This is a genomic window from Sulfuricurvum sp. (genome assembly GCF_041651515.1).
In the GTDB taxonomy this organism is placed as follows: Bacteria; Campylobacterota; Campylobacteria; order Campylobacterales; family Sulfurimonadaceae; genus Sulfuricurvum.
The window spans coordinates 127,812-151,082 of record NZ_JBAZJF010000002.1; the positions used below are offsets into that span (position 1 = coordinate 127,812).

The following is a 23,271-nucleotide window of genomic DNA, read 5'->3' on the forward strand; positions in this document are numbered from 1 at the left end:
CATGAAATTTACAGGAAAAAACGTATTAGTAACCGGATCAAGCCGAGGAATCGGTGCAAAAGTGGCAAAAGTGTTGGCCGGCTATGGGTTAAAAGTGTGGATCAACTACCGAAGCGGTGCGAGTGCTGCGGATGCAGTAAAAGCAGAGATTGAAGCTACCGGTGGTACTGCTGCCGTCATCGGATTTGATGTCAGTGATGAAGCGGCATTCGTGGATGCGGTGAAAACCATTGTGGATGCGGACGGTGAACTTTCGTATCTGGTGAATAATGCAGGGATCACTAACGATAAATTGGCATTGCGGATGAAAGCGGAAGAGTTCACGAGCGTTATCGATGCAAATCTTACCTCGGCGTTTATCGGATGCCGTGAAGCGATGAAAGCGATGCGTAAACAAAAATTCGGAAGCATCGTCAATATGGCATCCATCGTAGGTGAAACCGGCAATGCGGGACAAACCAACTACGCCGCATCGAAGGGGGGGATGATTGCAATGACTAAAAGTTTCGCGATTGAAGCGGCAACCAGCGGAATTCGCTATAACTGTATCACCCCGGGTTTTATTGCGACTGATATGACGGATGAGCTTAAAGAAGAGATCAAAGCGGCATTTACCGCAAAAATTCCGATGGCACGATTCGGAAATGCGTCGGAAGTCGCCGAAGCAACAGCCTTTTTATTGAGCGATCATGCGAGTTATATCACAGGGGAAACGTTAAAAGTCAATGGTGGAATGTACATGTAGCAGGGGCTTCAGAGGAGAATTTGCCTCTTAAGTTAAATATGCTATAATTTCACGATTTTATTCATAGGAACAGGAGCTAATATGGCACTTTTGGACGATATTAAAGAAGTAGTGGTTGAGCAACTTAGCGTAAACCCGGATGAAGTTAAAGAGGATTCTAAATTTGTAGAAGATCTTGGCGCTGACAGCCTTGACGTTGTTGAATTGGTAATGGCTCTTGAAGAGAAATTCGATATCGAAATTCCAGATGATGAAGCGGAAAAAATTCAAACCGTTCAAGATGTAATGAACTACATCCAAAGCAAAAACTAATCAAGGCATACGCCTTGATATTTTAGTGCTTTTAATATTTGGCTTAGATAAGCCTGATGTTAAGACCATTGATACGCAGGAGAAAATGTGAAACGAGTAGTAGTAACCGGTATGGGGATGATCAACGCGTTAGGCCATGATAAAGAGAGCTCTTTTAAGGCAATTTGTGAGGGTGAATGTGGGATCGACATGATCACTATTTTTGATGCGTCACAGCACAGCGTTCAGATTGCCGGCGAGGTTAAAGGTTTTGATCCTGAGACGGTAATGCCTCCTAAAGAGGTCAAAAAAGCAGACCGTTTTATCCATTTCGGACTCAAAGCGGCGCAAGAGGCGATGGCGGATGCCAAGCTTGACCCTGAAATCGACAAAGATCGTTTCGGTATCAGTGCAGCGGCCGGTATCGGCGGCTTGGCAGCGATTGAAGCTAACTCGATTATTTTGGAGACAAAAGGGCCTCGCCGTATCTCCCCATTTTTTATCCCTTCAGCTCTTGTTAATATGCTCGGCGGGTTTGTCTCTATTGAGCATGGGCTTAAAGGGCCGAATCTCTCAAGTGTAACGGCGTGTGCCGCAGGGACACATGGAATCAGCGAAGCGGCAAAAACCATTATGATCGGCGGTGCGGATCGAATGCTCGTTGTCGCAGCTGAGTCGGCAATCTGCGGTGTCGGTATCGGCGGGTTTGCATCTATGAAAGCGCTCTCTACTCGTAATGACGAGCCTAAAAAATCGTCTCGTCCGTTTGATGCGGATCGCAGTGGGTTTGTTATGGGTGAGGGTGCTGCGGCATTGGTACTTGAAGAGTATGAGTGTGCAGTAGCACGCGGTGCTCACATTTATGCGGAGCTTATCGGTTTTGGCGAGAGCGGTGACGCTAACCATATCACGACACCGGCTCCCGGCGGTGAGGGTGCGGCTCGTGCGATGAAAGCGGCGATGAAAATGGCAGGGTATCCGAAGGTTGATTATATCAATGCGCACGGTACAAGTACCAAGTACAATGACTGGTATGAGACGATGGCAACAAAAGAAACATTCGGAGGGGCTGAAAATTGTCCTCCGATCAGTTCGACCAAAGGCCAAACAGGACATTGTCTAGGCGCTGCCGGTGGTATTGAAGCAGTTGTCAGTATTATGGCAATGCGTGATGGAATCATCCCTCCGACCATTAACTATGAAACACCGGATCCGGATTGTGATTTGGATATTGTTCCGAATGTAGCACGCAAGGCAGAACTTAATGTTGTTATGAGCAACTCGTTTGGATTTGGCGGCACTAACGGTGTCGTGATTTTCAAAAAACTCTAAGGGTCTCTTCTTGGCTACCTATTTAGATTTTGAACAAAACATTCGCCAAATCCAAGAGGAAATTATTGCCGCTGAGGTTCGTTATGACCATCATGCAGTAGAAATACTCAAAGGTGATTTGGACAAAGAAGTTCATAAAACCTATACGAACCTATCTCCCTATCAAGAGCTGCAATTGGCACGCCATCAAGATCGTCCCTATGCACTTGATTACATCAATCTTTTACTGGATAAAAAATATGAGATTCACGGAGACCGTCATTTTCGTGATGATCTTGCGATTATCTGCTATATCGGTTATATCGGTGAAGAGCGGGTAATGGTGATCGGTGAACAAAAAGGGCGCGGAACCAAGAATAAACTCAAACGCAATTTTGGTATGCCGAATCCTGAAGGGTATCGAAAAGCATTACGTGCCGCAAAAATGGCCGAAAAATTCAAGATCCCTTTGCTGATGCTTATCGACACTCCGGGTGCTTATCCCGGTCTCGGAGCCGAAGAACGCAACCAAAGTGAAGCGATTGCTCGAAATTTGCTAGAACTCTCAAACCTAAATACGATCACGGTATCGGTCGTTATCGGTGAAGGGGGGAGCGGTGGAGCCCTTGCTATCGGTGTGGCAGATAAGCTTGCTATGATGCGTTACTCCGTATTCAGCGTCATCTCTCCTGAGGGGTGCTCGGCTATTTTGTGGAACGACCCGACCAAAGTAGAAGCGGCGACGAAAGCGCTCAAAATCACCAGTGCCGATCTCAAATCGCTTGATTTGATCGATGATATCGTGGATGAACCCCTTATCGGTGCCCACCGTGATAAAGCCGGTGCTGCAGATGCATTAAAAAACTACTTTATCTCTCAGCTTACCCAGCTTCGCACGTTAAGTGACGAGGAACGGCTTGATCAGCGCTATAACCGACTGGTCGGCGTAGGCCGATTTTCGGAGTAGAGATTATCCTCTCTCCTCTTCCTCCGATTTTTCTTCGACTATTTTCGGACTCGGTTTGAGTCGTTTCAGTCGTTTCGCCTCTTTTGAAAAAGCAATCAACTCTTCAGCATTTTTGATTGATTTTGGGATGAGCGGTAATGTACGCTTTAGCAACTTGGTTGTGGTCATGGCATCGGACAAAGCGCGATGATGGGTTGCCTCTTTGTAGAGTTCTAATTGATCGTTGAGATAGGCCAAACCGTATCGTTCGGACTCTATCGTCCGCTCTGCAAGATCGATGGTGCAGAGTGAGCGGTTTAACAACCCTTCCAACCCTACCCGTTCCATCATCGCGGATACAAAATTATAATCAAATTTAGCATCATGCCCTACGAAAACCGCATCCCCTAAAAAAAGATGGAACTCATGCATAACCTTGGCAAGTCCAGGAGCTTTAAGGGTTTGTTCCGTTCCGATTCCGGTGATCTCTTGAATCTGTTTTGGAATTTCCTGACAGTAGACTAAACTCTCGTAGGTATCGATAATCTTTCCGTTTAGGAGTTTAACGGCACCGATTTCGATAATCTGGTGGCGAGTCGGTTTTGAACCGTTGGACTCAATGTCAACGATACAAAACAACGTATCGCTAATCGAGGTCAACGAGGTGCTAAAACAGTAATACTTGCCGTTTAGGACAATATTCATCCCCCGTGCTTTGAGCAGCTCCAGAGATAAATCACTCGGAGGAGGGAGGAGCGCTTCAAACTCCTCTTTGGGGATACCCGCTTTAGCAAGGCGCGATACAATTTTAGGTTCAAATGCTTTCATGCTTTGGCCTGTGCGATAAAAGCGTTGGTAAGCTCAGGAGATTTTTTCCCTTTGGACGCCTCCACACCGCTACTGACATCCACACCGTAAAAACCAAACGATTTAAGTGATGCGACAGTATCAGGATCAAGCCCTCCGGCAAGGATGATTTTGGAACAATCGATCCCTTCAAACCATTCGATATTGAGTCGTTTTCCGCTGCCGCCGTACCCTTCGCAAAAAGCATCGATAAGGCGGTATTGATCGGCATATTGCAATACGTCTTCACGATGTTGCGCACGAATGACTCTGAGTGAGGGAAAGTGCAAGTGCTCAAAAAAATCCTCTGTGACGTCAAAATGGATCTGTGCCAAGGTGCATCCGGTTTCTAAGCAGACGGATCGGATATATTCAGCACTCTCATTGACGAAAAGGGCAACCTTCTCAACAAAGGGGGGAAGGTTGGCAATGATAGCTTTAGCATTGTCGAGAGAGATATAGCGTGGGGATTGAGGATAGAATACAAAACCAAGGGCATCCGCACCGGCTTCAATCGCCATCAATGCATCTTCGAGATTGGTAATACCGCAGATTTTTACTCTCATACGCGAAGGCTATCAATGGCGGTTTTATAATCGTTAGCACCAAATACGTAACTTCCCGCAACACAGACATCGACACCGGCTTCTTTGAGTGCTTCTATGTTAGAACTTCCTACTCCGCCGTCTATTTCAATCAAACATGCAGGATTTATCCGATCTCTAAGGGCCTTTAGCCGTTGAATCTTTTCAATGACGGTAGGGATAAATTTTTGCCCTCCAAAGCCGGGATTGACACTCATCACAAGAACCATATCCAAATCACCCAGTAGATATTCGATTGATTCGGCAGGGGTATGCGGATTGAGGACGATGGCCGGCTTGATCCCGAGTGAGCGGATATATTGAATCAGGCGATGAGGATTTTTTTCCTCTTCAATGTGAAATGAGATGAATTGCGGTTTGAGCGGTGCAAAAAGATCAACGAAAAACGTATTGTTTTGTACCATAAGATGGATATCAAGAGGTTTAGTTGCGGCTTGCGCAATGGCACTTACGACTACCGGCCCGATGGTCATATTGGGGACAAAATGACCATCCATCACGTCGACATGCACTAAATCGCATCCCGCATCACAGATAGCACGAACATCACGCGCTAAGTTACCGAAATCAGCGGAGAGGATACTGGGAGCGACGAGCATAATAAAGCCTTCGTAATTTTTTTGACATTTTAGCGAAAAATTATCTCGTCAGGAAAAAGATAAAGTTACTGCCCTCAAAACTCAAATCGACTTGCACCCCTTTTTTGTGTTGAGCTATTTGCATTAGGGAATCGATATCTCCATATGTTCGAGGCAGCGTGATGTCAACGTGTTGTTTATGTTCTCCCAAAAGCGATTTTGCCCGACCACCGATGATATTGACAAATTCGGCAAGAGAGTCCAAAATAGCCTCTTCATCGTCCGTCTCCTCTCCAATGAGAAGTTCGCACGCTTTTTTAGCAATATTTTTGGGGAAAACGAGAATAATAAGACCATCTACATCACCGTAAAATCCAATTGAACTGGCAAATTGATTTTTCGATTCTTTGATATCCAGCGTCTGGACGTTAAGAGCATTTTTGATTGCGGTAGCATTGGTCATCATAGTGATTGTGGAGACGGTAGCATCGATAAAACGGGGAAGCTCATTGACTAAAGCTTTCGTGAGAGTACGCGTTTGCTTTGTCGATGCACTGCTGCTTCCGCCGAGTTCTTGCATGAGTTCTTTATTTTTAAGAATATCGTCCATGTTGTCGAAAAACATCATTCCGGCATCTTCGAGATCGTTTTTAAAGGAGATGGGTGTTTTCTCAAACGTCAGCCCTACAAAGCAGATCGTTGCATTGTATTCAGCGGCGGAAGAGGCAAGTTTGGTGAAAAAATTGAGGGCATGGACATTCATGGAGACGACTTTATAGGCATCAAAAATAAACAGTCTAAAGCCGGCATTGAGAGAATTGTTATGATAGGCTATATTGAATGTATCCCCGATCTCTGCATCTAGAAAGTTGGCAATCGTATAAATAATCGCATTTCCGGTTACACGGGTAGCGATTTTTTGGCCGAACATACCAAGGTAGGTATCTTCAATAATCGCATAATAGAGATCAACGGTCTGTTTCTTTTCATCAAACTCTTTTTTGCTTTGGGCTATGATGGGATTATGGCCGTAATCAAAAAGTTCGATCGCCATTGCGGAGCGCTGGGAAGCGTCCTCATTATAAAGCAAGACGGTTTTTGAATCGCTTTTATTGCTTGAAGCAAAGAGCTCAGCGATTTTTTCAGTGCGGAAGAGAGAAAAGGTAAGGGCATTGCCGTAAAAACTATTAATCGTTTTAAATTTTACATGATCATAATCGCATAGGCCGACCGTAATATGTTTTTTGGTTCGTATATCCTGAAGCAGGCGAATAAAAACGTCGAGACCGTTTCTGTTGAAAAAGATTACTTTTTTAAGGGAAACGAGAAGCATGTCAACATTGAGAGCCTCAGTCGCTTTGATATCATCAATCGTGAGAAATGAGGGGGCATTATTTCCATCCAAAAATCCTTGCGGCTGGAAAATAGCGACGCGCCCTTTAACAGTTGCTCTCATCGCTGATTACCTCCATAAAAGATTCATAAATATCCTGGACAAAATCGATTTGGAAATCGATAAATTCATTAAGTCCTGCACTCACATAGGTACTTTGAGAAAGTTCATAAAACAGCAGCAAATGCATCCATTGTGCCAAAATTCTTTCATTTCCGGTTATGTCGCTGTCTAAACCTGAAGAAGCATGGACGATGCGGGCAATTTCCGGAGATATTTCCCATTTTTCGGCGATCACGGTACACAGATCAAACAGATTTTGTTTACTCAGACGCTGCAAAATGGTATTGTAGTCAAGCGCTTTTACCCTTCGTAGCTGATCCACTTCACTCCGGTGTGTGCCAAAAAGGGCATCGCAGACAATAATACTGGCTGGCAGAAGAGTAATGCTACTTTCGGTATCACGGTTATGAAGTCCCAAATGTTTTAAGATGGTTTCCCATTTACGTCCTAAAGAGGCTTGTAAATCATAAAAAGCTTGATTGCTAAGGGTAAAGAGGAGCCATTCTTTGGGGACAAGGAGCGATAAAAGGTAGTTATAGAGAATTTGTTGTGTACTCGATATCCCTAAAATTCCGAAAATTTGGGCAAGATCGCTCATTTCTTGCCGAAATCCGTATATAGGACGGTTGATGAGCGTTTTAAGATAAAGTTTCAGTGCGGGATCGGTTTCAGCACATTTAGCCGCTTTGGTGAGATCGTCTTCATTCAGATAATTGAGCGTTTGCCGAACTACTGAAGGGGCCGGAGGTATGTTTTGTATGTAATAAGCAACTTCTTCAGGTGTAATCACGGGTAAGAGTATCCAATGTTTTTGTCTATTGTAGTCTTTCTTAGTTAAAGGGAACTTTAGGAGGAGATTTCTGGATTGCTTAAGGTAAACTTTGGGTTGGTTGAGATAGAATTCGCAACCTAAATTTACGCAAGGAGCCTCAAATGGCAAGAAAATGTGCTATTAGCGGTAAAGGCCCAATGAGCGGGAACAACGTTTCTCACGCGAAAAACAGAACTAAACGCCGTTTTTTACCAAACCTTCGTACTGTTCGTGTAACACTTGAAGACGGTACAACTAAAAAACTTCGCATCGCTGCTTCTGAGCTTCGTACTCTTAAAAAAGATTCGTAACTTTCGCACGGCGTGCCTGCGCTTTTCCGGGAGTTCGCTCCCTCTTCAGTTTTTTTAAATCATTTCTCTTCTTACTTTCAACATACCCCTTGGTTTGAGTGTTTATAATTCGTATTATGTTTTTTTCATGGGAGTTTTTACATTATGTACACAATAAACAGTATTGACGGCGGTGTATGTGCGGCAAAAGGTTTTTTTGCCGACGGGATTCATATCGGGCTGAAAAAAGAGGGGGCGAAAGATATCGCATTTATCTACTCTTCTTCTTTGTGTGCCATTGCATCGGTATTTACAACCAATAAAATGACAGCTGCTCCGATCCGTCATTTCAGAGCTAAGGGAGAGTTTGAGGGAAATTTTGTCCTCATCAACTCTAAAAATGCCAATGCCATGACGGGAAGTGCCGGGATTTTAGATATTGATGAGGTTTTGAATGCTGTGCAAACACAGTTTCCTCAGATTATCGATCCGGTTATGAGCTCGACAGGAGTGATTGGTGTGCGACTCCCTAAAGCTAAAATTATTGAAGGCTCAATGAATTTTGATCTCACCCGACGCGATGGAGTGAGCGCTTCCGAAGCCATTATGACAACGGATACCTTTTCAAAGCGAATTGCATTTGAGATCAAACTCGATGGCGGTATGTCGTTTCGCATCGGTGCAATGGCAAAGGGTGCGGGGATGATTAATCCTGCTATGGCGACGATGCTTTGTTTTATTACAACGGATGCGGCAGTGGATAAAGCGACGATGCAGAGTATCCTCGATGAGTGTGTTCATACGACCTTTAATGCGGCGAGTGTGGATGGAGATACCTCGACCAATGATACGGTACTGTTGATGGCTAATGGGACAAGCGGAGCATTCCATGCCGGAGCATTTCGGGGAGCATTGGAATCAATTATGCTTTTTTTAGCCAAAGAGATGGTGCGAGACGGTGAGGGGGCGACGAAGCTGGTTACCTATAAAGTGACGGGAGCAATCAACCACAAAGAGGCGGAGATAGCGGCTAAAGCTCTGAGTAATTCTCTTTTGGTGAAAACTGCGCTGTTTGGGCAAGACCCAAATTGGGGACGTATCGCTTCAACTGTTGGTGCAAGTGGAGTAATGTGTGATGAAGCGTTTTTGAGTATCTGGTTTGATGATGTGTGTGTCTATCGTAAAGGGGAACTCCTTTTTAACGAAGAACTTGAGCCGTTGGCGGCGGCAGTCATGCAAAAATCGGCGTTTACGATCCATTGCGATATCGGGCTGCAAGAGGGTGAATTTACCGCATACGGATGTGATTTGGGACATGAATATGTCAAAATAAATGCGGATTATCGCACCTAGTTTTAACCGTTACTAAAGTCATAGGTTGCTATAATCGCGCCAATTTAACGGCAACAGGATAAACTCAATGCGCGGATACAAAATTTTCAGCGGTTCAGCATGTACCGAGTTTGCAGCGGAAGTGTGCAGAACGCTCGATGTTCCCCTTTCCAAAGCTTCAGTAAAGCGTTTCAGTGATGGAGAGATTAACGTTCAAATCTCTGAAAGTGTTCGTGGACGCGATGTTTTTATTATCCAAAGTACGGGTGCCCCTTCGAATGACAATCTGATGGAATTGTTGATTATGACCGATGCTCTCCGACGCTCTTCTGCGAGTTCTATTACAGCGGTTGTCCCTTATTTCGGTTATGCACGTCAAGACCGTAAAGCGGCTCCTCGTGTCCCTATTACTGCAAAATTGGTTGCCGATATGTTTGAAACGGCAGGGATTGACCGTGTGGTTACGATCGATTTACATGCGGGTCAAATCCAGGGATTTTTTGATATTCCCGTCGATAACCTTTACGGAGCTATTATTTTTCAAGAGTACATTACGTCTAAAAATCTTGCCAATCCGGTTATCGCATCTCCTGATATCGGCGGTGTAGCACGTGCCCGTTATTTTGCCCAAAAGCTCGGACTTGATATGGTTATCGTCGATAAACGCCGTGAAAAAGCGAATGAAAGCGAAGTGATGAATATCATCGGTGATGTTGCCGGTAAAGATATCATTATGATCGATGATATGGTTGATACCGCAGGAACAATGGTCAAAGCGGCTGCAGCATTGAAAAAACGGGGTGCTACGTCGGTTATGGCGTGTGCAACTCATGGTGTCCTCAGCGGTAACGCGTATGAGAATATTAACAACGGTGAACTCGATGAATTGGTCATTTCAAATACATTGGTATTGAGCGGTCAAAGCGATAAAATCAAAGTATTGAGCGTTGCTCCGCTCTTCGCTGAAGTTATTCGCCGCGTGTATCATAACGAAAGCGTTAACAGCCTTTTCAGCTAATATAACTAAATAAGTAATATAAACTACTCGATTTAAATCAATCTACAAAAAATATGCTGAAGTGTACTAAATTTTTTTATAAGATATTAGTAATCATCCGAGATAAAATAAATTTTATCTCGGAATTTTCACTATATTTAAGGAAGAATATAAAATTTCTACAAATCTTCTTTAAGAACTTTATAGTGCAATAGAATTTATTAAATAAGGGTATTGCTTTTTATCAGAGCTTAAGATACAAATAAAGTCATAAAAGATCTCTGCTACGAATTTTTGTAGTTTTTGTTTAAGCTTAAATTCTATGTCATAGATATCCGCCATACCTATATCAAATTCTCCTAAAATCGTTATTCTATTGTATCGGTAGGCTCTCCGAAATAGTAACCTTGAGAGAAATCCACATTGAGATCTTTGACTTTTTCAAAAACATTTTTAGAGTGGACGAACTCTGCAACGGTGTGAATGTTCATATTTTTTGCAAAATTTACAATTGTTTTCGTAATCATTTGGGAGTTTTGATCACTGTCAATATTTTTAATCATAGAGCCGTCTATTTTTATGTAGTCGACTTTTAGTTTCATCAGATACTCAAAATTCGAGTATCCTGTACCGAAATCATCGATGGAAATTTTAGCACCGTATCTTTTTACATCCTCAATAAACTCTAAAACCTGATCAAAATTTTCTATCCCTTCGGATTCTATAATCTCAAATACGATTTTTGAACCAATCGCACTCTCTTTTAATTTGTGAATAATAAAACTGTAGATCTCTTTGTTTAAAATATCTTCGACAGAGATATTAATGGATACGAGATACGGTAAATCTTTGAATTTTTCAAACGTTTTTTCGATGATGATCTTGGTCAATTGGTGATAAAGTTTATTCTTTTTGGCAAGCTCTAAAAAATGGACTGGGGCTATGTAGGAACCTTGATGATCCAGCATCCGCATAAGGGCTTCATATTTGACGATTTTTTGGGTTTTTGTATCGACGATAGGTTGAAATAACGGGACGATTCTATCTTCTTCAATCGCTTTTTTCAGCCGCTTGGTCCACTCGAAATTTCTTTCATACTCCTTGGCCATCGCCATGGTATCATCATAAAACAAGAAATTCTTTTTGCTTTTTTTAGCAAGTTTGAGGGCGATATCGGCATTAACGAGCATCAGCTCCGTACCGTAGGATATTCCCATCGTCACGCTTAGGCTTACTTCGCTTTTTCCATCGATGGCAAAACTCTTTTGTGCAATTTTTTCATTCAGAAATGAGGCAAAAATCTTAAATTCATTCAAATCCATTCCCCGCGTGCATAGGTGGGCAAATTCATCCGAATGGAGTCTGTATAGGGTGTCTTTTTCGGGGATAAGCTCTTTTAGATAGAGGGCAAACTCTTTTAAGATGCAATCCCCCGCTTGATCTCCGTAGAGATCGTTTATCTCTTGAAACGCATCGATGTTGATGATCATTAAAAAAGCGTTTTGTCTCTCTTCGAGTTTTTCACTCAGTCTTCTTCTGTTTTCCAAACCGGTTAAGGTGTCAAAATAAAATTGGTATTCAATGGAGTCGAGCATGCTGTTGAAAATATTTTTGATGGAATCAATCTCTTCTATATTATCGTTTACATCTACCCGTTTTTTCATATCATGAGAGGAGGTGATGTTTTTAATCACGTTAGAGAAATTTTTAATGGGTTTAATCAAATACTGTTTGAGCTCTATAAATATCGCCAAATAGATGATAAGTGAAAATACGATGATAAAAACGATAAAAAAGTTGATCATTTGATTGAGAGAAACTTTTAGATCATTGATGGGATAGGAGACATCAATAACCCCTAATACGTCACCTACTGTTGCATTGGTATGACATTTTAGACAGTTGCTTTTGGCGGCAACCGGATAATAGTACTCGATAAAATTGGAGTCTGAGATATCTAATCTCTCTTCCCCTTTAAGCGCTTTTGATATGGCCGGATTTGATTCTCGGGCGATCTTGTCTTTTTCTATTTCTCCAAATTTCTGCGCAACTATCTCGCTTCGGTAAACATTGACTTTCATATTTTTATCAACACTGTTTAGACGATCGATAATCTCTCGCAAGTCATTCTTGTCCCATCCTCGCTGCATAGCGGAATAGAGGGTTTCAAAGACCAGCATGCTGGTCTTTTTAGCATCTACGTGGGCGAGATTGGAAATGGCTTCTCTTTTCATATACTCTCCGTATATGAAAGCAAACGTGAGGGTTATGAGCATCGTAATGAAAATGATTTTCGCCGCGATTTTTGTATAGGTTGTTTTGGAAGACATTTAGTGGGTGACCAATCTGAATTGTATTTAAAAGAGCACTATTGGAAGTATTATAATATGCAATTGTACTTGAAATGTTTAATTGAGCATCTACGTATTTTTGTGCGGCAGAGTTAGAACGGAATATTTTGTGACTACCGCGTGGTTATTATGCAAATAAACCTTTGAGACTCTTCTTATTTCTGTGTTGCCGTATAGCCTGTCTGCGCTACAGCATCTTGCATTCTGCGAAGGCTGATACTCTCATCGGCCGTTACTTTAGCTTCTTCATTTTTGAAATTAACTTTAGCCTCTGTGACCCCCGGTACACAGAGTAACGCTTTTTTGACTGCGAGTGTGCACGCGATGCAGTGCATTCCTCCGATATGAAGTGTCCATACCTGCGCGGATGCAAAGGTAGCTAACAGGAACAAACTGAGCGTTATTCGCCCCATATGAACCCCTCATAGTAGGGATAGAAAAGGGCGGTAAGGCTAAAGAGAAACAATCCCCAAAACAGTACCAATAGGATTTTGGATGTGAGGCTCGGCTCGCAATCGCATTCGATCTTTTTTTTGATCACCATTTGGTAAAAACCGATGCTCAGCATCACGACTGCCGCTGAGGTAAAAATCCATCGATAACTCTCAAGTGCAGTTACATTAATGATTCCGGCAAAGGAGATTCCGAACACCATAAAAAGGGTCGGAACGATGCAGCACGAGGCAGAGAGAAGCGCTGTGATGAGTGCCCCTGAGAGGACAAATACGGCACTGCGTCGCTCCTGCTCCATCAGGGCATCCAGAGGATTTTCCTCTTCGGGACGCTCGACGTATCCGTTGCCCTTGATGATGATGAGGCGTGTCGCTCCATCATTCAGAGTCTCTTCGGTAAAGGTGCAGTGTTGGGAGAGGGCGAAGCGTTTGCAGTTTTCCCGTCCGCTGAGGGTGTTGACTTCTACGGTGAGGGTTGCATCCGCAGGAAGTGCGTCCAGCGCCTTTTTTGTCTCCAGTACGGGACGAGGGCAATCCATATCACGGCAGTCAAGGATCATAGAGGCACTTTTGCGGAGCGGATCGTATAACGATACGCAGAAGGGTCAAAGGGATCAAGGTATTCACCGTCCGCTTCGCCGTACGGATAGCCGAACGAGTCGAGGGTGCCTTGGGTATTGGCGGGGTAGAGGTCAAAGTCGCGGGCGTGATTGAACGCCATCCAGTTGTTCTCCCAAAAGCCGAAGAATTTGTCTGCGAGTTCGAGGGCACGGGGAGAAGTTTTCTCAATCCCCTCTTTAAGTACCAGTTTGGTGATGTCGGCGGGGTCGCACGGTATCCACCCCATACTCGGGATAAAAAATTCCACTTTGCAGTGTTGCGCTTTGGTAATATCTTCGCCCGCTCCGAATGCAGGAGAGAGACGTGAAGCCCCGACACGAATACCCAACACTTCCCGTGCAGGGATCTGCGATGCGCGCATCAGCGCAACCGTCAAAGCAGACATATCGAGGCATTTGCCTCCCATCCGTCCCTCTCGCTCGAGCTGGGAGAGCATAGCGTTTGGGCTTCCGACACCACACCCTTGAACACTCTCATCACGATAGCCGTTGGCAATAATCCAGTCGTAAATTTTTCGGGCTTTTTTGAGGGGGTCTTTTTCCGTGCCAACAATGTTTTTGGCAACTTTGGCAACGGCTCCGTCGGTAGGGATATGGGCGCTAGGAGCTAAAAATACGTTGGCCTTTTCTATTTCATCGGAGCAAATTCGTTTAGGGCGAAAGTCGCATTGACGATCTTTTAAGGCTATTTTCATCGTCAATGAGACGGTTTTATTCACAGCACTTTTTTCCCAATGGGCATAAAAGGTACGGGCGGTGTAACGGTTGTGGTCGCTCTCGAAATGAGTCTCTGCCTCGGTTGAATCTCCAATCTCGATAAGGCGCTGAAATCCGTTGATATTGGAGGGGAGGGGAACCCATAGGGCACATTCTTTACCGCTATGGTGGGAAAGATCAAATTTCCAACGGAGTTCATATACCGCAAGTCCCTCTTTGAGAGGAGACGTTGAGGAAGCGGTGAGAAAAGAAGGGGTAAGGCAAATTGCCCCTGTTATAGCTGTTGTTTTTATGAATTCGCGTCGGTGCATGCTCTTATCCTACAATAATATCGGTATCGGTTTTGGCGACAACCTGTGCGACAAGTGAGGCCGGTATCCCTTCATTTAGACACCGCTCGGTAATCTTTTGGGCATTTTCAGGGGTTGCCGCAATTAAAAGCCCCCCGGAGGTCTGCGCATCAAAAAGGATCATTTCCATATCCGCTCCGATGCGACGTTTGAAGTGTACTTTGGATTCAAGATACTCTTTGTTGGCATAGCTTCCCGCAGGGATGATCCCCATCGAAGCCATCGGAAGTGCTTCGGGAAAAAATGGGATAGCATTTGCATCCACTTCGATCGTTTTAGCTCCTCCACCCATCTCCGCCAAGTGGCCTAAAAAGCCGAATCCCGTCACATCGGTACACGCATGGGCGTCAAACTCCCGTGCGATGAGCGAGGCTTTGTAGTTGAGGGTGCGCATCGTCTCTGCCACTTTTAGCACGGTTGGCTCGTCCAAGAGGTCAGCTTTGATCGCGGTGATCAGAATCCCCAGTCCCAGAGGTTTGGTGAGGACGATCAAATCTCCCTCCTGTACCGTATTGTTGCGGAGGATTTTATCCGGATGGACAAATCCGGTGCATGAGAGACCGTAAAGCATCTCAGGGGTTTCGATCGTGTGCCCGCCGACGATAACGGCACCGCACTCTTGTGCTTTGCTCTGCCCGCCGCGTAGAATCTCGGTGAGCACTTCGGTGGGGTGGTTTTTGCCGTCAAATCCGACGAGGTTGAGGGCAGTCTTGGCATCGCCCCCCATCGCAAATACGTCGCTCAAAGAGTTGGCCGCTGCGATTTGACCGTAGATGAAGGGGTCATCCACCACAGGGGTGATAAAATCGACCGTCTGCACCATGGCTAAGTCGTTATTGATCCGGTAAACCCCCGCATCCTCATTCCCCTCAAATCCGACAAGCAAATCTTTGTGAAACGATTTCAGATGACAAGTGACATTTTCAAGCGATCCGGGGGAGAGTTTGGCGGCGCATCCCGAAGCTCGAACGAATTTGGTAAGTTTAGCGCTGTTGTTCATTTTTTTGAACGCCAAGGGAATAAAATCCCCTTGCCTACGCTAGCTGCTATGGCACTAAAGCTTGCCTCTTCGAGGCAGATTTTTTTTAGCATATTTTTTGCTCCGATTGCACTGATTTTAAAATTTCGAGTGTTTTGGAGAGGTCATCGTTGCAAATGCTTATGTTTGGTTTGATGGTAATTTTGTAGACCTTATCGTAATACTGTGTCAGTAATATCTCAGACACTTTCGCAAGATCGCCATTCTCAAACGCGCAAATACTGGAGGCTTTGTCGTCACGGCTGATATAAGGGGAGATGCGCTCCATCCGCTCCATGAAAAAGTGCTCATCCATCGTGTCGTACATCCGCATGATCCGTTCTATTCGCTGTTCAAGAGGGGCTGTGATCTCGATACGAAATCCCGATTCCATCTGTCGGTACAGTGTATTGGGCAACATGATTTTTCCGATCCGTTTACTCTCCGCTTCAATAAAAGCGCTGTTTTGTGAATTTAACGTCATAAGGGCATGGGTCAGTCGATTTTGAAACTCTTTTTGGCTCGGTTGGGTACCGTTGACATCGCCGAAGACCGAACCGTAGTGGTTCGCCATTTTTTCAAGATCGATCACATTGTCCAATTCATTGAGCAGATCACTTTTACCGCATCCCGTATTTCCCGAAAGGGTAATAAAATTGAGAGGAGGGATATTCTCCAAATATTCGGTTACAAATTTTCGATACGATTTGTATCCCCCGATAACACGGTCGATCCGATATCCGATGTTGGAAAAGATCGTTCCGAGTGACGAGGAGCGCATACCGCCGCGTGCGCAATAGATGGCGATTCTGGAGTTTGGGGTGAAGGCCGGATAGATATCGTGAATATGACGCGCCGCGTTGAGGCAGACATACGAAGCTCCCCTAACCCGTGCTTCAAAAGGGGATATTTGTTTGTAAATTGTACCGATTTCATGATGCTCTGCATCATTCAGTGCGTAAAAATTTTTCGCAAACGGAATATGGGATTCACCGTATTCGTGCGGGCTTCGCGCATCGATGATGAGATCATAGATTTCTGAGGAGTCTAAAAAGGTTTCAATTGGTATGGTTTGTATCATTTAAAATTCTAGCATTTATCGGCTAACAGCCCCATTAGAGGATCAAAAGTGCCGTGACCGTGAAGGTACCGATAGAAATAAGATAGTAGATAAAGACAAATCGGAACAGCTCTAGCTTCCCCAGAAAGAGAACTAATCCCATCTTGGCGATGGTGTTGGTAATGAGAGCAATCATAATGGCGTAATGCGCTGTAGTCGGGTTTAACCCGTTTTTAGCCAAGGATGAGAGGGATAAAACGATTGCATCAACATCGGCAATTCCGGAGAGGGATGCAACGGCATAAACCCCCATGTTTCCAAGATAGAGATTGGAGAGTTTAATCGTGGCGAGAGTGGCACCGAATATCAACCCCATCAAAAGGGCTTCTTTGAGATCAAAGGGATTTTTGAACTCAATATTCTGAGGGATATTTTCCCGTTTGGATGTGAGATAGAGCATGCCTATATAGCCAAATCCGCAGAGCGATCCGACGGCAATAGGGAGGATGAAAGCATAGGTAAGTGCGGGGTTAATGACCCACATCTCAATACCGGCACGGATAAGCATCATAGAGGAGGCGAGGGCAATTCCTATCGCTAAATTCTTGGCTAAAAATCCGTCTTGGTGCGCCCTACGCGCCATACTCATCGCCACCGCCGTCGAGGAGACAAGGCCACCGAATAGGCCTGCTACCCCGATTCCGTGAGTTGTTCCCAAAAGACGGATAGCAATGTAACCGAAGAAAGAGATCCCTGCGACTAAAACCACCATAACCCAGATGTTATAGAGATTTACCAACCCCATCGGATCGATGGCTTTATTGGGGAGGATCGGGAGGATCACAAAGGTCATAACCATAAATAAGATGGCGGCGCTGAGGTCTTGTTTGGTAATTGTTTGTTCGTACTCCTGGATTTTGTCTTTGATATTGAGGACAAACAGCACTAACATCGTAATGAATACTGCGAAGAGGGGGAGGGTAAAATGGAGCATACCCCCAAGGAGAAACGTCACCAAGGCAGCAAATTCGGTTGTGGATCCTTTTTCAGTTGCTGAAATACTGTTGACGATATAGGCGGCGATGAGCAATACTCCCATCACGAGTGCGGCAACGAGAAAAAAGTAGGGGCTAAATGTGGTGAACCACGATGCGAGATAGCCGAAAAGGGCAATCATCGAGAAGGTTCTGGCTCCACCGAAATCTTGGGATTTATGGGAATAAATCGTGTGCATTTCACGCTGCAATCCGATCAGAAAGCCCAATACGAGAGAAAGGATGCTGTTTTGAATAAATAACGGATCCATGAGATATCTCTTTTGTGAAATGAAGATGAAATTATTATAGCGCATTCTTGTTGTACAGACGATGGAAGATCGGGTACAATAGGTTTAGATAAGAAAAGGTATTTACATGAAGATATTATTGACAGGGGCTACGGGATATATCGGCAGACGGTTAAAACATCGCCTTCTCAAAGAGGATGATATGTACTTGCGACTGTTTGTAAAACGGAAGGAAAGTGTTATTCAGCTGCCGAATGTAGAGGTAGCCGAGGGAAATACTTTTGATACGGAGAGTCTTGACAAAGCACTCTGCGGAATTGATGTCGCATACTATCTGATCCACTCCATGGGATCAGACAACTATCGTGAATTGGATCAAAAGAGTGCGCATAATTTTCTTGAAGCGTGTATTAAAAACGGGGTGAAGCGGATCATCTATCTCGGCGGTCTCGGAGAAAAAGAGAGTGCAAGCGAGCACTTGATGAGTCGGCTTGAGACAGGAGAAATCCTGAGTTCCGAGCCAGAGCGTATTCAGACCTTATGGTTTCGTGCGGGGGTGATCATCGGTTCGGGATCGGCGAGTTTTGAGATCATCCGAAATCTGGTGGAAAAACTCCCCTTTATGATAACTCCAAAATGGGTCAATACCCTTTGCCAGCCCAGCTCGGAGCGCGATGTGATTGAATATCTGACGCAGGCATCAAAACTAGATTCTCAGGAAAGCAGTATCATTGACATTGGAAGCGAAACAATGAGCTATAAAAATCTCCTCCTCGGATATGCGCGTGCCGTAGGATTGAAACGGATTCTAATACCCGTCCCCTTTTTTTCGCCGAAACTTTCCTCTTACTGGCTGACTCTGATGACTCCCGTCCCTTACTCTGTCGCTTCGGCACTTATTGAGGGGTTAAAAAGCGAAGTGTTGAAAAAAAACGATAACGCCGCCAATCTTTTTCCGACGATTCATCCGATGACGTATGATGATGCGGTCAAAGCAGCCGTCGAAGAGATAAAACACACCCAAATACTCAGTCGGTGGTCGGACGCATCGGGCGAAGCATGGGAGACCGATCACTCTGCACTGGCCAATGCCGTTTTTACTGATCGGCAGATTCTCTCTCTTAATGGGATAAGCAAATCGCAAATATTTGCCACGGTTTGCTCTATCGGAGGAGATAACGGATGGTTTGGGTATGAGATGCTGTGGAAAGTGCGAGGGACTATCGACAAGCTTTTCGGGGGGTATGGACTATCACGCGGAAGACGAGACCCTCAGAATCTTCGGATCGGCGACAGTGTCGATTTTTGGAAGGTGGTCGATCTCAAAGAGAACGAGAGGTTATTGCTGTTTGCTCAGATGAAATTGCCTGGGAAAGCGTGGCTTGAATTTTTGATTAAAGAGGACAAATTATATCAAACTGCCTATTTTTATCCGCACGGACTTAAGGGGAGGCTCTATTGGTATGCGATGCTCCCCTTTCATCTGTTTATTTTCAGAGGGATGGCGAAGAATTTAATGCAGAAGGCAAAAAAATGACAAATTGCTATATTTTTTCTCTATATAGATAGATTAAGTTATAGTTGAAAAATTTATCAAAGGAGAAATATGACAAAAGAAGAACAGTCAATTCTCAATTATTTTGTTGATGAAATGGAATTTCATGGTTTGAAATCTACATTAATTAGAATCAGTTTCGATGATGAAACACTACGAACAATAGAAAGTAAATATAATATTACATTGAATGTAGATAATAAAGCCATTATCTTAAAAAAATTAATTTCTCATGAGTATATTAAATATACATATATGAATGCAGAAGAATTTGGAGGGATGCAAATTACATCTAAAGGGGTTGGTGTTATTAATTCTTTAAGAGCTAAAGAAGAACAGCGTCGAAATAGAAAAATATTAAAAAAAATATCTGATGCTATTGAAGATCACAAAGGATTGGCAACATTCATTGGATTAGTTATTACTGCATCCATAGGTATAGTTACGTTGATATTAAAGTTCAAAGGATATAAATGATTGAGGAAAATTTTACTGTTTCATTGACGTGTTTATTTTGTGATGTAGGGCTTGAAGGTGATACATGTGTTGAATATAAATCAGGTGATTTAATCAAATGTCAAAATTGTGATGCAGAAAATGATTATGGCAGTTTGATTGAAATTGCGAAGAGTAAAGGCATAGAAAAAGTTAAATTAGATATAGAAAATGAGCTGAAAAATATTTTTAAAAAGTTCAAATGATCTCACCCTGCCATATTTACTCTTATTTTTGAGCGACGGGGTAGAATGAAGCAAAAGAGAAAGGGTGCGCGATGAAAAAAGAGATAATAGCAACGTTACAGAGTGAATTTAACGCTATTTCTAATATCTTAGATGATGGACGAACCGAATATTGGTATGCGAGGGATTTACAAAAATCGCTTGGGTATGATCGATGGGAAAATTTTGTAAATGTTCTAAATAAGGCTAAAACAGCATGTGAAATATCCGGTATTGAAGTAACAGAGCATTTTCGTGACGTCACGAAAATGGTCACTATTGGTTCAAATGCTCCAAGACAAATCGAAGATATTATGCTTACTCGCTATGCGTGTTATCTTATAGCCCAGAATGGTGACAGCCGAAAAGAACAAATCGCTTTTGCCCAAACCTATTTTGCCATTCAAACTCGCAAACAAGAGATTTTAGAACAACGGCTGGAACTGGAAGACCGCCTTCAAGCCAGAGCAAAACTGCGGGAATCTGAAACGGAACTCTCAAAAAATATCTATGAACGCGGTGTTGATGACAAAGGATTTGCGCGAATACGCTCAAAAGGGGATAGTGCATTATTCGGAGGATATGCAACTCAAGCAATGAAAGATAAACTCGAAGTATCTGATAATCGCTCATTAGCTGATTTTCTCCCGACGATCACAATCACAGCTAAAAATCTTGCGACGGAAATTACAAATCATAATGTTAAAGAAAATAACTTGCACGGTGAAAACTCTATAACAAATGAGCATATTCAAAATAATGCGAGTATCAGAGGACTTTTGGTCGAGAGAGGTATAAAACCTGAAGAACTGCCAAGAGCCGAGGATTTGAAAAAACTTGAACGTAAAGTAAAATCGGATGAGAAAAAGCTGATCAAAGAGAGTGCACTTCCGAAAGAGAAAAAGTGATGCAGAAGTCGAAGAATGCATGTAAGCACAGTGAAGTTCCCAATATCTTCAATGCCACTATCAATTACACTTGCTCGAAGCGTGTACCGTGAGCCAATGTATGTCGGTAGAGTTTGAGGGCACCGAGGAGATTGACGAACACCAGTGCAAACAAGATTGCAGAAGTTAGACCTGCGATACGTAGGGCGGTAGGGTAGAACGGTGCGGCGAGTGCAAACACTGCAGTCGGAATAAAAAGCCAAAAAATGGCTTTAAGACGATTGGCTCGGATAACGTTCGACATGATCGGGGCATCCATAAAGCCTTTGGAGCTGAGATGGAACCACACCAAAAAAGGGACGATTTTCCCCATCATCCCGAGTATAATAGAGAGGGCAAAGAGGGAGAACGCGATCAGCGCAACCGACTCAATCATCATGTTGCCATTCCATAAGTAAGCGATGTGTGCAATTAGAGCTGTTTGCAGGAGAGCGATCCCGCTCCCCCAAAACCAAATGCTCACATCACTAACACGACGTTTGCGCTCCCTCAGTCTACGTATGGTTGTGACCGCAAATCCGGTGAGCAATGCTGCTAACGCTCCGTCAAACACCCAAACATACGGTAAAGCTAAAAAGAGCCAAAGTATTTTAAGAGTGAGTGCGGCGGCGATGATCCGAAAACCGTTGCGTTTGCACCACTGGCTATAGGGGGTCGTGACGTAAAACATCTCGACGACCTGAAAGGCAACGGCGATGATAAGGGCTCCGATCCAGCCGATCAGTCCCAGCGAGTAGTGGGAGGTACGGATCGCATCATGCAGAGGGGAAAAAGAGTCGTTGGCATATGACGTTGCCATAACGATTCCCAAGATCGCCGTTACCGCAAGAGAGATAAGGGCTACTCGCATTCCTCGCAGGGTATCGTGGGTGATACCGCCGAAGAGGAGCGGGAGGATAATATTGGCCGTATAGATGATCGCTGCACCCAGCATTACGGCGGCGATAACAAAGAGGGCTGAGAGGGAAAAGATGAAAGCTCCCGCAAGAGAGAGGATCCCGATAACCAAAAAGGTGTGAATTATGAGGGCATTTCCCATCGGAGAGGGGATTGGGCGACCTCCGAGGACGCTTTGCATCTGAAACAGCGCACCGATCATACTCATGGTAATGACCCCTAAGAGGATTAGATGGATAGCTGCGAGGGAGAGGGGATGGCTCGGGGTAAGTAGTTCCATCGGGGCAAAAATCATGAGGGCACTTAAGAGAAGTCCGAAAAATGGGACGGTTAGGAAAAAGCGCAATACGACAGAAATCGGAGGAGCTTGCTCGAGTGATAATCCAGCATTAAACACGGTAAACCTCCAAATCTAGATTCGAGTCACGGGTGATGTAGATATGCCATATTTTCTCCTCTTCGTAAGAGAGATAATGACCGCCGTTTTTGAGGATGATCTCAAACAGCGGAATCGGTTCGCGCCGATGGATCATGTGAATGACTTCCCCTTCCGTGAGTTGTTTAAAGGCTTCGATAGCCCTTTCAAGCGGAATAGGGTGGTCAAGTTCACGGGTATCGAGAAGAATCATCGCGCCATGTCTTGCAGGGTTTGTACCATCAGTGCTCCATCATCACCTAATGTGCGGTCGATCATCGGATAGAGCATTTGTTCCTCTTTCATATTGTGCTGTTGAAGCATGATCATCATCGACTCGCCGATACCGAAAAAATCGCTGTGACGGTTTTCACGAAGCGCAAGACGCATTGATTCAATCAGACTGCGAAGCTGTTGATGTTCGTAGCGCATCATCTGCGTCGGTCCCCCCATCATTCCCGTCCGTTTTTCAAACGTTAAAAAAAGCTCTTTCTCTTCCATATCGAAATGGTGGAGGGTTGCTTGGGCAAACGCTTCAAACGCTTCTTGTGCTTTTTGCACCTCTTTGGCTAACAGTGCTGCTTCCGCATCGGTATACAAATGGTCGCATGAGCGGTGATCGTCACGCATAAATTCAAGTATCATCAAAAATCCTTTAAACAATAATAGCGAAAGTA

26 protein-coding genes are annotated in these 23,271 nt (G+C 44.1%); 11 read left to right on the forward strand and 15 right to left on the reverse strand.

The annotated features are described in order from the left end of the window. Window position 1: 1 nt before the first annotated feature. From fabG to accA, 4 genes are all read left to right on the forward strand, one after another. Window positions 2–745: a 3-oxoacyl-ACP reductase FabG gene (fabG, locus tag WC407_RS03760; protein ID WP_373021223.1), complete on the forward strand. Its 744-nt coding sequence runs from the start codon at window positions 2–4 to the stop codon at window positions 743–745. An 81-nt stretch (window positions 746–826) separates the two neighbouring features. Next, the gene (acpP, locus tag WC407_RS03765; RefSeq protein ID WP_295069001.1) at window positions 827–1,057 is read left to right on the forward strand and encodes an acyl carrier protein; all 231 of its coding nucleotides are present in this window, start codon (window positions 827–829) and stop codon (window positions 1,055–1,057) included. Window positions 1,058–1,144: 87 nt separating this feature from the next. Continuing rightward, complete coding sequence (locus WC407_RS03770; protein WP_373021224.1) at window positions 1,145–2,368, forward strand: beta-ketoacyl-ACP synthase II; 1,224 nt, start codon at window positions 1,145–1,147, stop codon at window positions 2,366–2,368. Window positions 2,369–2,378: 10 nt separating this feature from the next. Continuing rightward, complete coding sequence (accA, locus tag WC407_RS03775) at window positions 2,379–3,314, forward strand: acetyl-CoA carboxylase carboxyl transferase subunit alpha (protein WP_373021225.1); 936 nt, start codon at window positions 2,379–2,381, stop codon at window positions 3,312–3,314. A 3-nt stretch (window positions 3,315–3,317) separates the two neighbouring features. Here the strand turns inward: accA and WC407_RS03780 are convergent, their stop codons facing one another. Genes WC407_RS03780 through WC407_RS03800 form a run of 5 tightly spaced genes read right to left on the reverse strand, consistent with a single transcriptional unit; the run spans window position 3,318 to window position 7,568 of the window. Next, a complete protein-coding gene (locus WC407_RS03780; RefSeq protein ID WP_373021226.1) occupies window positions 3,318–4,121 on the reverse strand; it encodes a 3'-5' exonuclease in 804 nt (267 codons plus the stop codon). Beyond that, window positions 4,118–4,705 (reverse strand): phosphoribosylanthranilate isomerase, encoded by a 588-nt coding sequence (locus WC407_RS03785; RefSeq protein ID WP_373021227.1) that lies wholly within the window; start codon window positions 4,703–4,705, stop codon window positions 4,118–4,120. Before WC407_RS03785 ends, WC407_RS03780 begins: the two co-directional genes overlap by 4 nt. Next, window positions 4,702–5,343: a ribulose-phosphate 3-epimerase gene (gene rpe, locus WC407_RS03790; protein WP_373021228.1), complete on the reverse strand. Its 642-nt coding sequence runs from the start codon at window positions 5,341–5,343 to the stop codon at window positions 4,702–4,704. Before rpe ends, WC407_RS03785 begins: the two co-directional genes overlap by 4 nt. A gap of 40 nt (window positions 5,344–5,383) precedes the next feature. Next, window positions 5,384–6,778, reverse strand: coding sequence for a chemotaxis protein CheX (locus WC407_RS03795; protein WP_373021229.1), 1,395 nt, complete (start codon window positions 6,776–6,778; stop codon window positions 5,384–5,386). Then, entirely contained in the window at window positions 6,762–7,568 is an 807-nt protein-coding gene (locus WC407_RS03800) for an HDOD domain-containing protein (protein ID WP_373021230.1), read from the reverse strand. The genes WC407_RS03795 and WC407_RS03800 overlap by 17 nt, the downstream gene beginning before the upstream one ends. A gap of 143 nt (window positions 7,569–7,711) precedes the next feature. On the opposite strand from WC407_RS03800, the gene rpmB reads away from it, so the two are divergent. The 3 genes from rpmB to WC407_RS03815 all read left to right on the forward strand — a co-directional run bounded on the left by rpmB (window position 7,712) and on the right by WC407_RS03815 (window position 10,229). Then, window positions 7,712–7,900 (forward strand): 50S ribosomal protein L28, encoded by a 189-nt coding sequence (gene rpmB / locus WC407_RS03805; protein ID WP_015652778.1) that lies wholly within the window; start codon window positions 7,712–7,714, stop codon window positions 7,898–7,900. Between the two features lie 144 nt (window positions 7,901–8,044). Then, on the forward strand, window positions 8,045–9,232 hold the full coding sequence (gene argJ / locus WC407_RS03810; RefSeq protein WP_373021231.1) for a bifunctional glutamate N-acetyltransferase/amino-acid acetyltransferase ArgJ: 1,188 nt from the start codon (window positions 8,045–8,047) through the stop codon (window positions 9,230–9,232). Window positions 9,233–9,299: 67 nt separating this feature from the next. Further along, window positions 9,300–10,229 (forward strand): ribose-phosphate pyrophosphokinase, encoded by a 930-nt coding sequence (locus WC407_RS03815; RefSeq protein ID WP_373021232.1) that lies wholly within the window; start codon window positions 9,300–9,302, stop codon window positions 10,227–10,229. Between the two features lie 347 nt (window positions 10,230–10,576). Here the strand turns inward: WC407_RS03815 and WC407_RS03820 are convergent, their stop codons facing one another. From WC407_RS03820 to WC407_RS03850, 7 genes are all read right to left on the reverse strand, one after another. Then, complete coding sequence (locus WC407_RS03820) at window positions 10,577–12,442, reverse strand: EAL domain-containing protein (RefSeq protein WP_373021233.1); 1,866 nt, start codon at window positions 12,440–12,442, stop codon at window positions 10,577–10,579. 272 nt (window positions 12,443–12,714) lie between these two features. Next, window positions 12,715–12,972, reverse strand: coding sequence for a heavy metal-associated domain-containing protein (locus tag WC407_RS03825; RefSeq protein WP_373021235.1), 258 nt, complete (start codon window positions 12,970–12,972; stop codon window positions 12,715–12,717). Beyond that, the gene (locus WC407_RS03830; RefSeq protein WP_373021236.1) at window positions 12,960–13,571 is read right to left on the reverse strand and encodes a mercuric transporter MerT family protein; all 612 of its coding nucleotides are present in this window, start codon (window positions 13,569–13,571) and stop codon (window positions 12,960–12,962) included. Before WC407_RS03830 ends, WC407_RS03825 begins: the two co-directional genes overlap by 13 nt. After that, the gene (locus WC407_RS03835; protein ID WP_373021237.1) at window positions 13,568–14,659 is read right to left on the reverse strand and encodes a transglutaminase-like domain-containing protein; all 1,092 of its coding nucleotides are present in this window, start codon (window positions 14,657–14,659) and stop codon (window positions 13,568–13,570) included. Before WC407_RS03835 ends, WC407_RS03830 begins: the two co-directional genes overlap by 4 nt. A gap of 4 nt (window positions 14,660–14,663) precedes the next feature. Continuing rightward, entirely contained in the window at window positions 14,664–15,698 is a 1,035-nt protein-coding gene (gene selD / locus WC407_RS03840) for a selenide, water dikinase SelD (protein ID WP_373021584.1), read from the reverse strand. Between the two features lie 85 nt (window positions 15,699–15,783). Further along, window positions 15,784–16,797, reverse strand: a complete 1,014-nt coding sequence (gene mnmH, locus WC407_RS03845; RefSeq protein WP_373021238.1) for a tRNA 2-selenouridine(34) synthase MnmH — start codon at window positions 16,795–16,797, stop codon at window positions 15,784–15,786. Between the two features lie 34 nt (window positions 16,798–16,831). Then, complete coding sequence (locus WC407_RS03850; RefSeq protein WP_373021239.1) at window positions 16,832–18,082, reverse strand: MgtC/SapB family protein; 1,251 nt, start codon at window positions 18,080–18,082, stop codon at window positions 16,832–16,834. 106 nt (window positions 18,083–18,188) lie between these two features. On the opposite strand from WC407_RS03850, the gene WC407_RS03855 reads away from it, so the two are divergent. From WC407_RS03855 to dinD, 4 genes are all read left to right on the forward strand, one after another. Then, a complete protein-coding gene (locus tag WC407_RS03855) occupies window positions 18,189–19,598 on the forward strand; it encodes an SDR family oxidoreductase (protein WP_373021240.1) in 1,410 nt (469 codons plus the stop codon). Between the two features lie 69 nt (window positions 19,599–19,667). After that, window positions 19,668–20,093 carry a hypothetical protein gene (locus WC407_RS03860; RefSeq protein ID WP_373021241.1) on the forward strand — a complete coding sequence of 142 codons (426 nt, stop codon included), beginning with the start codon at window positions 19,668–19,670 and terminating at the stop codon, window positions 20,091–20,093. Then, window positions 20,090–20,317 carry a hypothetical protein gene (locus WC407_RS03865; RefSeq protein WP_373021242.1) on the forward strand — a complete coding sequence of 76 codons (228 nt, stop codon included), beginning with the start codon at window positions 20,090–20,092 and terminating at the stop codon, window positions 20,315–20,317. Before WC407_RS03860 ends, WC407_RS03865 begins: the two co-directional genes overlap by 4 nt. 71 nt (window positions 20,318–20,388) lie before the next feature. Next, window positions 20,389–21,243: a DNA damage-inducible protein D gene (dinD, locus tag WC407_RS03870; RefSeq protein WP_373021243.1), complete on the forward strand. Its 855-nt coding sequence runs from the start codon at window positions 20,389–20,391 to the stop codon at window positions 21,241–21,243. Window positions 21,244–21,307: 64 nt separating this feature from the next. Here the strand turns inward: dinD and WC407_RS03875 are convergent, their stop codons facing one another. Genes WC407_RS03875 through WC407_RS03885 form a run of 3 tightly spaced genes read right to left on the reverse strand, consistent with a single transcriptional unit; the run spans window position 21,308 to window position 23,239 of the window. After that, on the reverse strand, window positions 21,308–22,576 hold the full coding sequence (locus WC407_RS03875; RefSeq protein ID WP_373021244.1) for a hypothetical protein: 1,269 nt from the start codon (window positions 22,574–22,576) through the stop codon (window positions 21,308–21,310). Further along, window positions 22,569–22,808, reverse strand: a complete 240-nt coding sequence (locus WC407_RS03880; protein ID WP_373021245.1) for a DUF2249 domain-containing protein — start codon at window positions 22,806–22,808, stop codon at window positions 22,569–22,571. Before WC407_RS03880 ends, WC407_RS03875 begins: the two co-directional genes overlap by 8 nt. Continuing rightward, window positions 22,805–23,239, reverse strand: a complete 435-nt coding sequence (locus WC407_RS03885) for a hemerythrin domain-containing protein (protein ID WP_373021246.1) — start codon at window positions 23,237–23,239, stop codon at window positions 22,805–22,807. The genes WC407_RS03880 and WC407_RS03885 overlap by 4 nt, the downstream gene beginning before the upstream one ends. Between the last annotated feature and the right edge of the window lie 32 nt (window positions 23,240–23,271).

Bases quoted from the DNA above. Each gene is read 5' to 3' on its own strand.
- WC407_RS03855 (WP_373021240.1), top strand. From the start codon at position 18,189: ATGAAGATATTATTGACAGGGGCTACGGGATATATCGGCAGACGGTTA.
- dinD (WP_373021243.1), top strand. From the start codon at position 20,389: ATGAAAAAAGAGATAATAGCAACGTTACAGAGTGAATTTAACGCTATT.
- WC407_RS03815 (WP_373021232.1), top strand. From the start codon at position 9,300: ATGCGCGGATACAAAATTTTCAGCGGTTCAGCATGTACCGAGTTTGCA.
- WC407_RS03860 (WP_373021241.1), top strand. From the start codon at position 19,668: ATGACAAAAGAAGAACAGTCAATTCTCAATTATTTTGTTGATGAAATG.
- fabG (WP_373021223.1), top strand. From the start codon at position 2: ATGAAATTTACAGGAAAAAACGTATTAGTAACCGGATCAAGCCGAGGA.
- selD (WP_373021584.1), bottom strand. From the start codon at position 15,698: ATGAACAACAGCGCTAAACTTACCAAATTCGTTCGAGCTTCGGGATGC.
- mnmH (WP_373021238.1), bottom strand. From the start codon at position 16,797: ATGATACAAACCATACCAATTGAAACCTTTTTAGACTCCTCAGAAATC.
- acpP (WP_295069001.1), top strand. From the start codon at position 827: ATGGCACTTTTGGACGATATTAAAGAAGTAGTGGTTGAGCAACTTAGC.
- argJ (WP_373021231.1), top strand. From the start codon at position 8,045: ATGTACACAATAAACAGTATTGACGGCGGTGTATGTGCGGCAAAAGGT.
- WC407_RS03885 (WP_373021246.1), bottom strand. From the start codon at position 23,239: ATGATACTTGAATTTATGCGTGACGATCACCGCTCATGCGACCATTTG.
- WC407_RS03820 (WP_373021233.1), bottom strand. From the start codon at position 12,442: ATGAAAAGAGAAGCCATTTCCAATCTCGCCCACGTAGATGCTAAAAAG.
- WC407_RS03835 (WP_373021237.1), bottom strand. From the start codon at position 14,659: ATGCACCGACGCGAATTCATAAAAACAACAGCTATAACAGGGGCAATT.
- WC407_RS03785 (WP_373021227.1), bottom strand. From the start codon at position 4,705: ATGAGAGTAAAAATCTGCGGTATTACCAATCTCGAAGATGCATTGATG.
- WC407_RS03850 (WP_373021239.1), bottom strand. From the start codon at position 18,082: ATGGATCCGTTATTTATTCAAAACAGCATCCTTTCTCTCGTATTGGGC.
- WC407_RS03830 (WP_373021236.1), bottom strand. From the start codon at position 13,571: ATGATCCTTGACTGCCGTGATATGGATTGCCCTCGTCCCGTACTGGAG.
- WC407_RS03795 (WP_373021229.1), bottom strand. From the start codon at position 6,778: ATGAGAGCAACTGTTAAAGGGCGCGTCGCTATTTTCCAGCCGCAAGGA.
- rpmB (WP_015652778.1), top strand. From the start codon at position 7,712: ATGGCAAGAAAATGTGCTATTAGCGGTAAAGGCCCAATGAGCGGGAAC.
- WC407_RS03880 (WP_373021245.1), bottom strand. From the start codon at position 22,808: ATGATTCTTCTCGATACCCGTGAACTTGACCACCCTATTCCGCTTGAA.
- WC407_RS03865 (WP_373021242.1), top strand. From the start codon at position 20,090: ATGATTGAGGAAAATTTTACTGTTTCATTGACGTGTTTATTTTGTGAT.
- WC407_RS03780 (WP_373021226.1), bottom strand. From the start codon at position 4,121: ATGAAAGCATTTGAACCTAAAATTGTATCGCGCCTTGCTAAAGCGGGT.
- rpe (WP_373021228.1), bottom strand. From the start codon at position 5,343: ATGCTCGTCGCTCCCAGTATCCTCTCCGCTGATTTCGGTAACTTAGCG.
- WC407_RS03825 (WP_373021235.1), bottom strand. From the start codon at position 12,972: ATGGGGCGAATAACGCTCAGTTTGTTCCTGTTAGCTACCTTTGCATCC.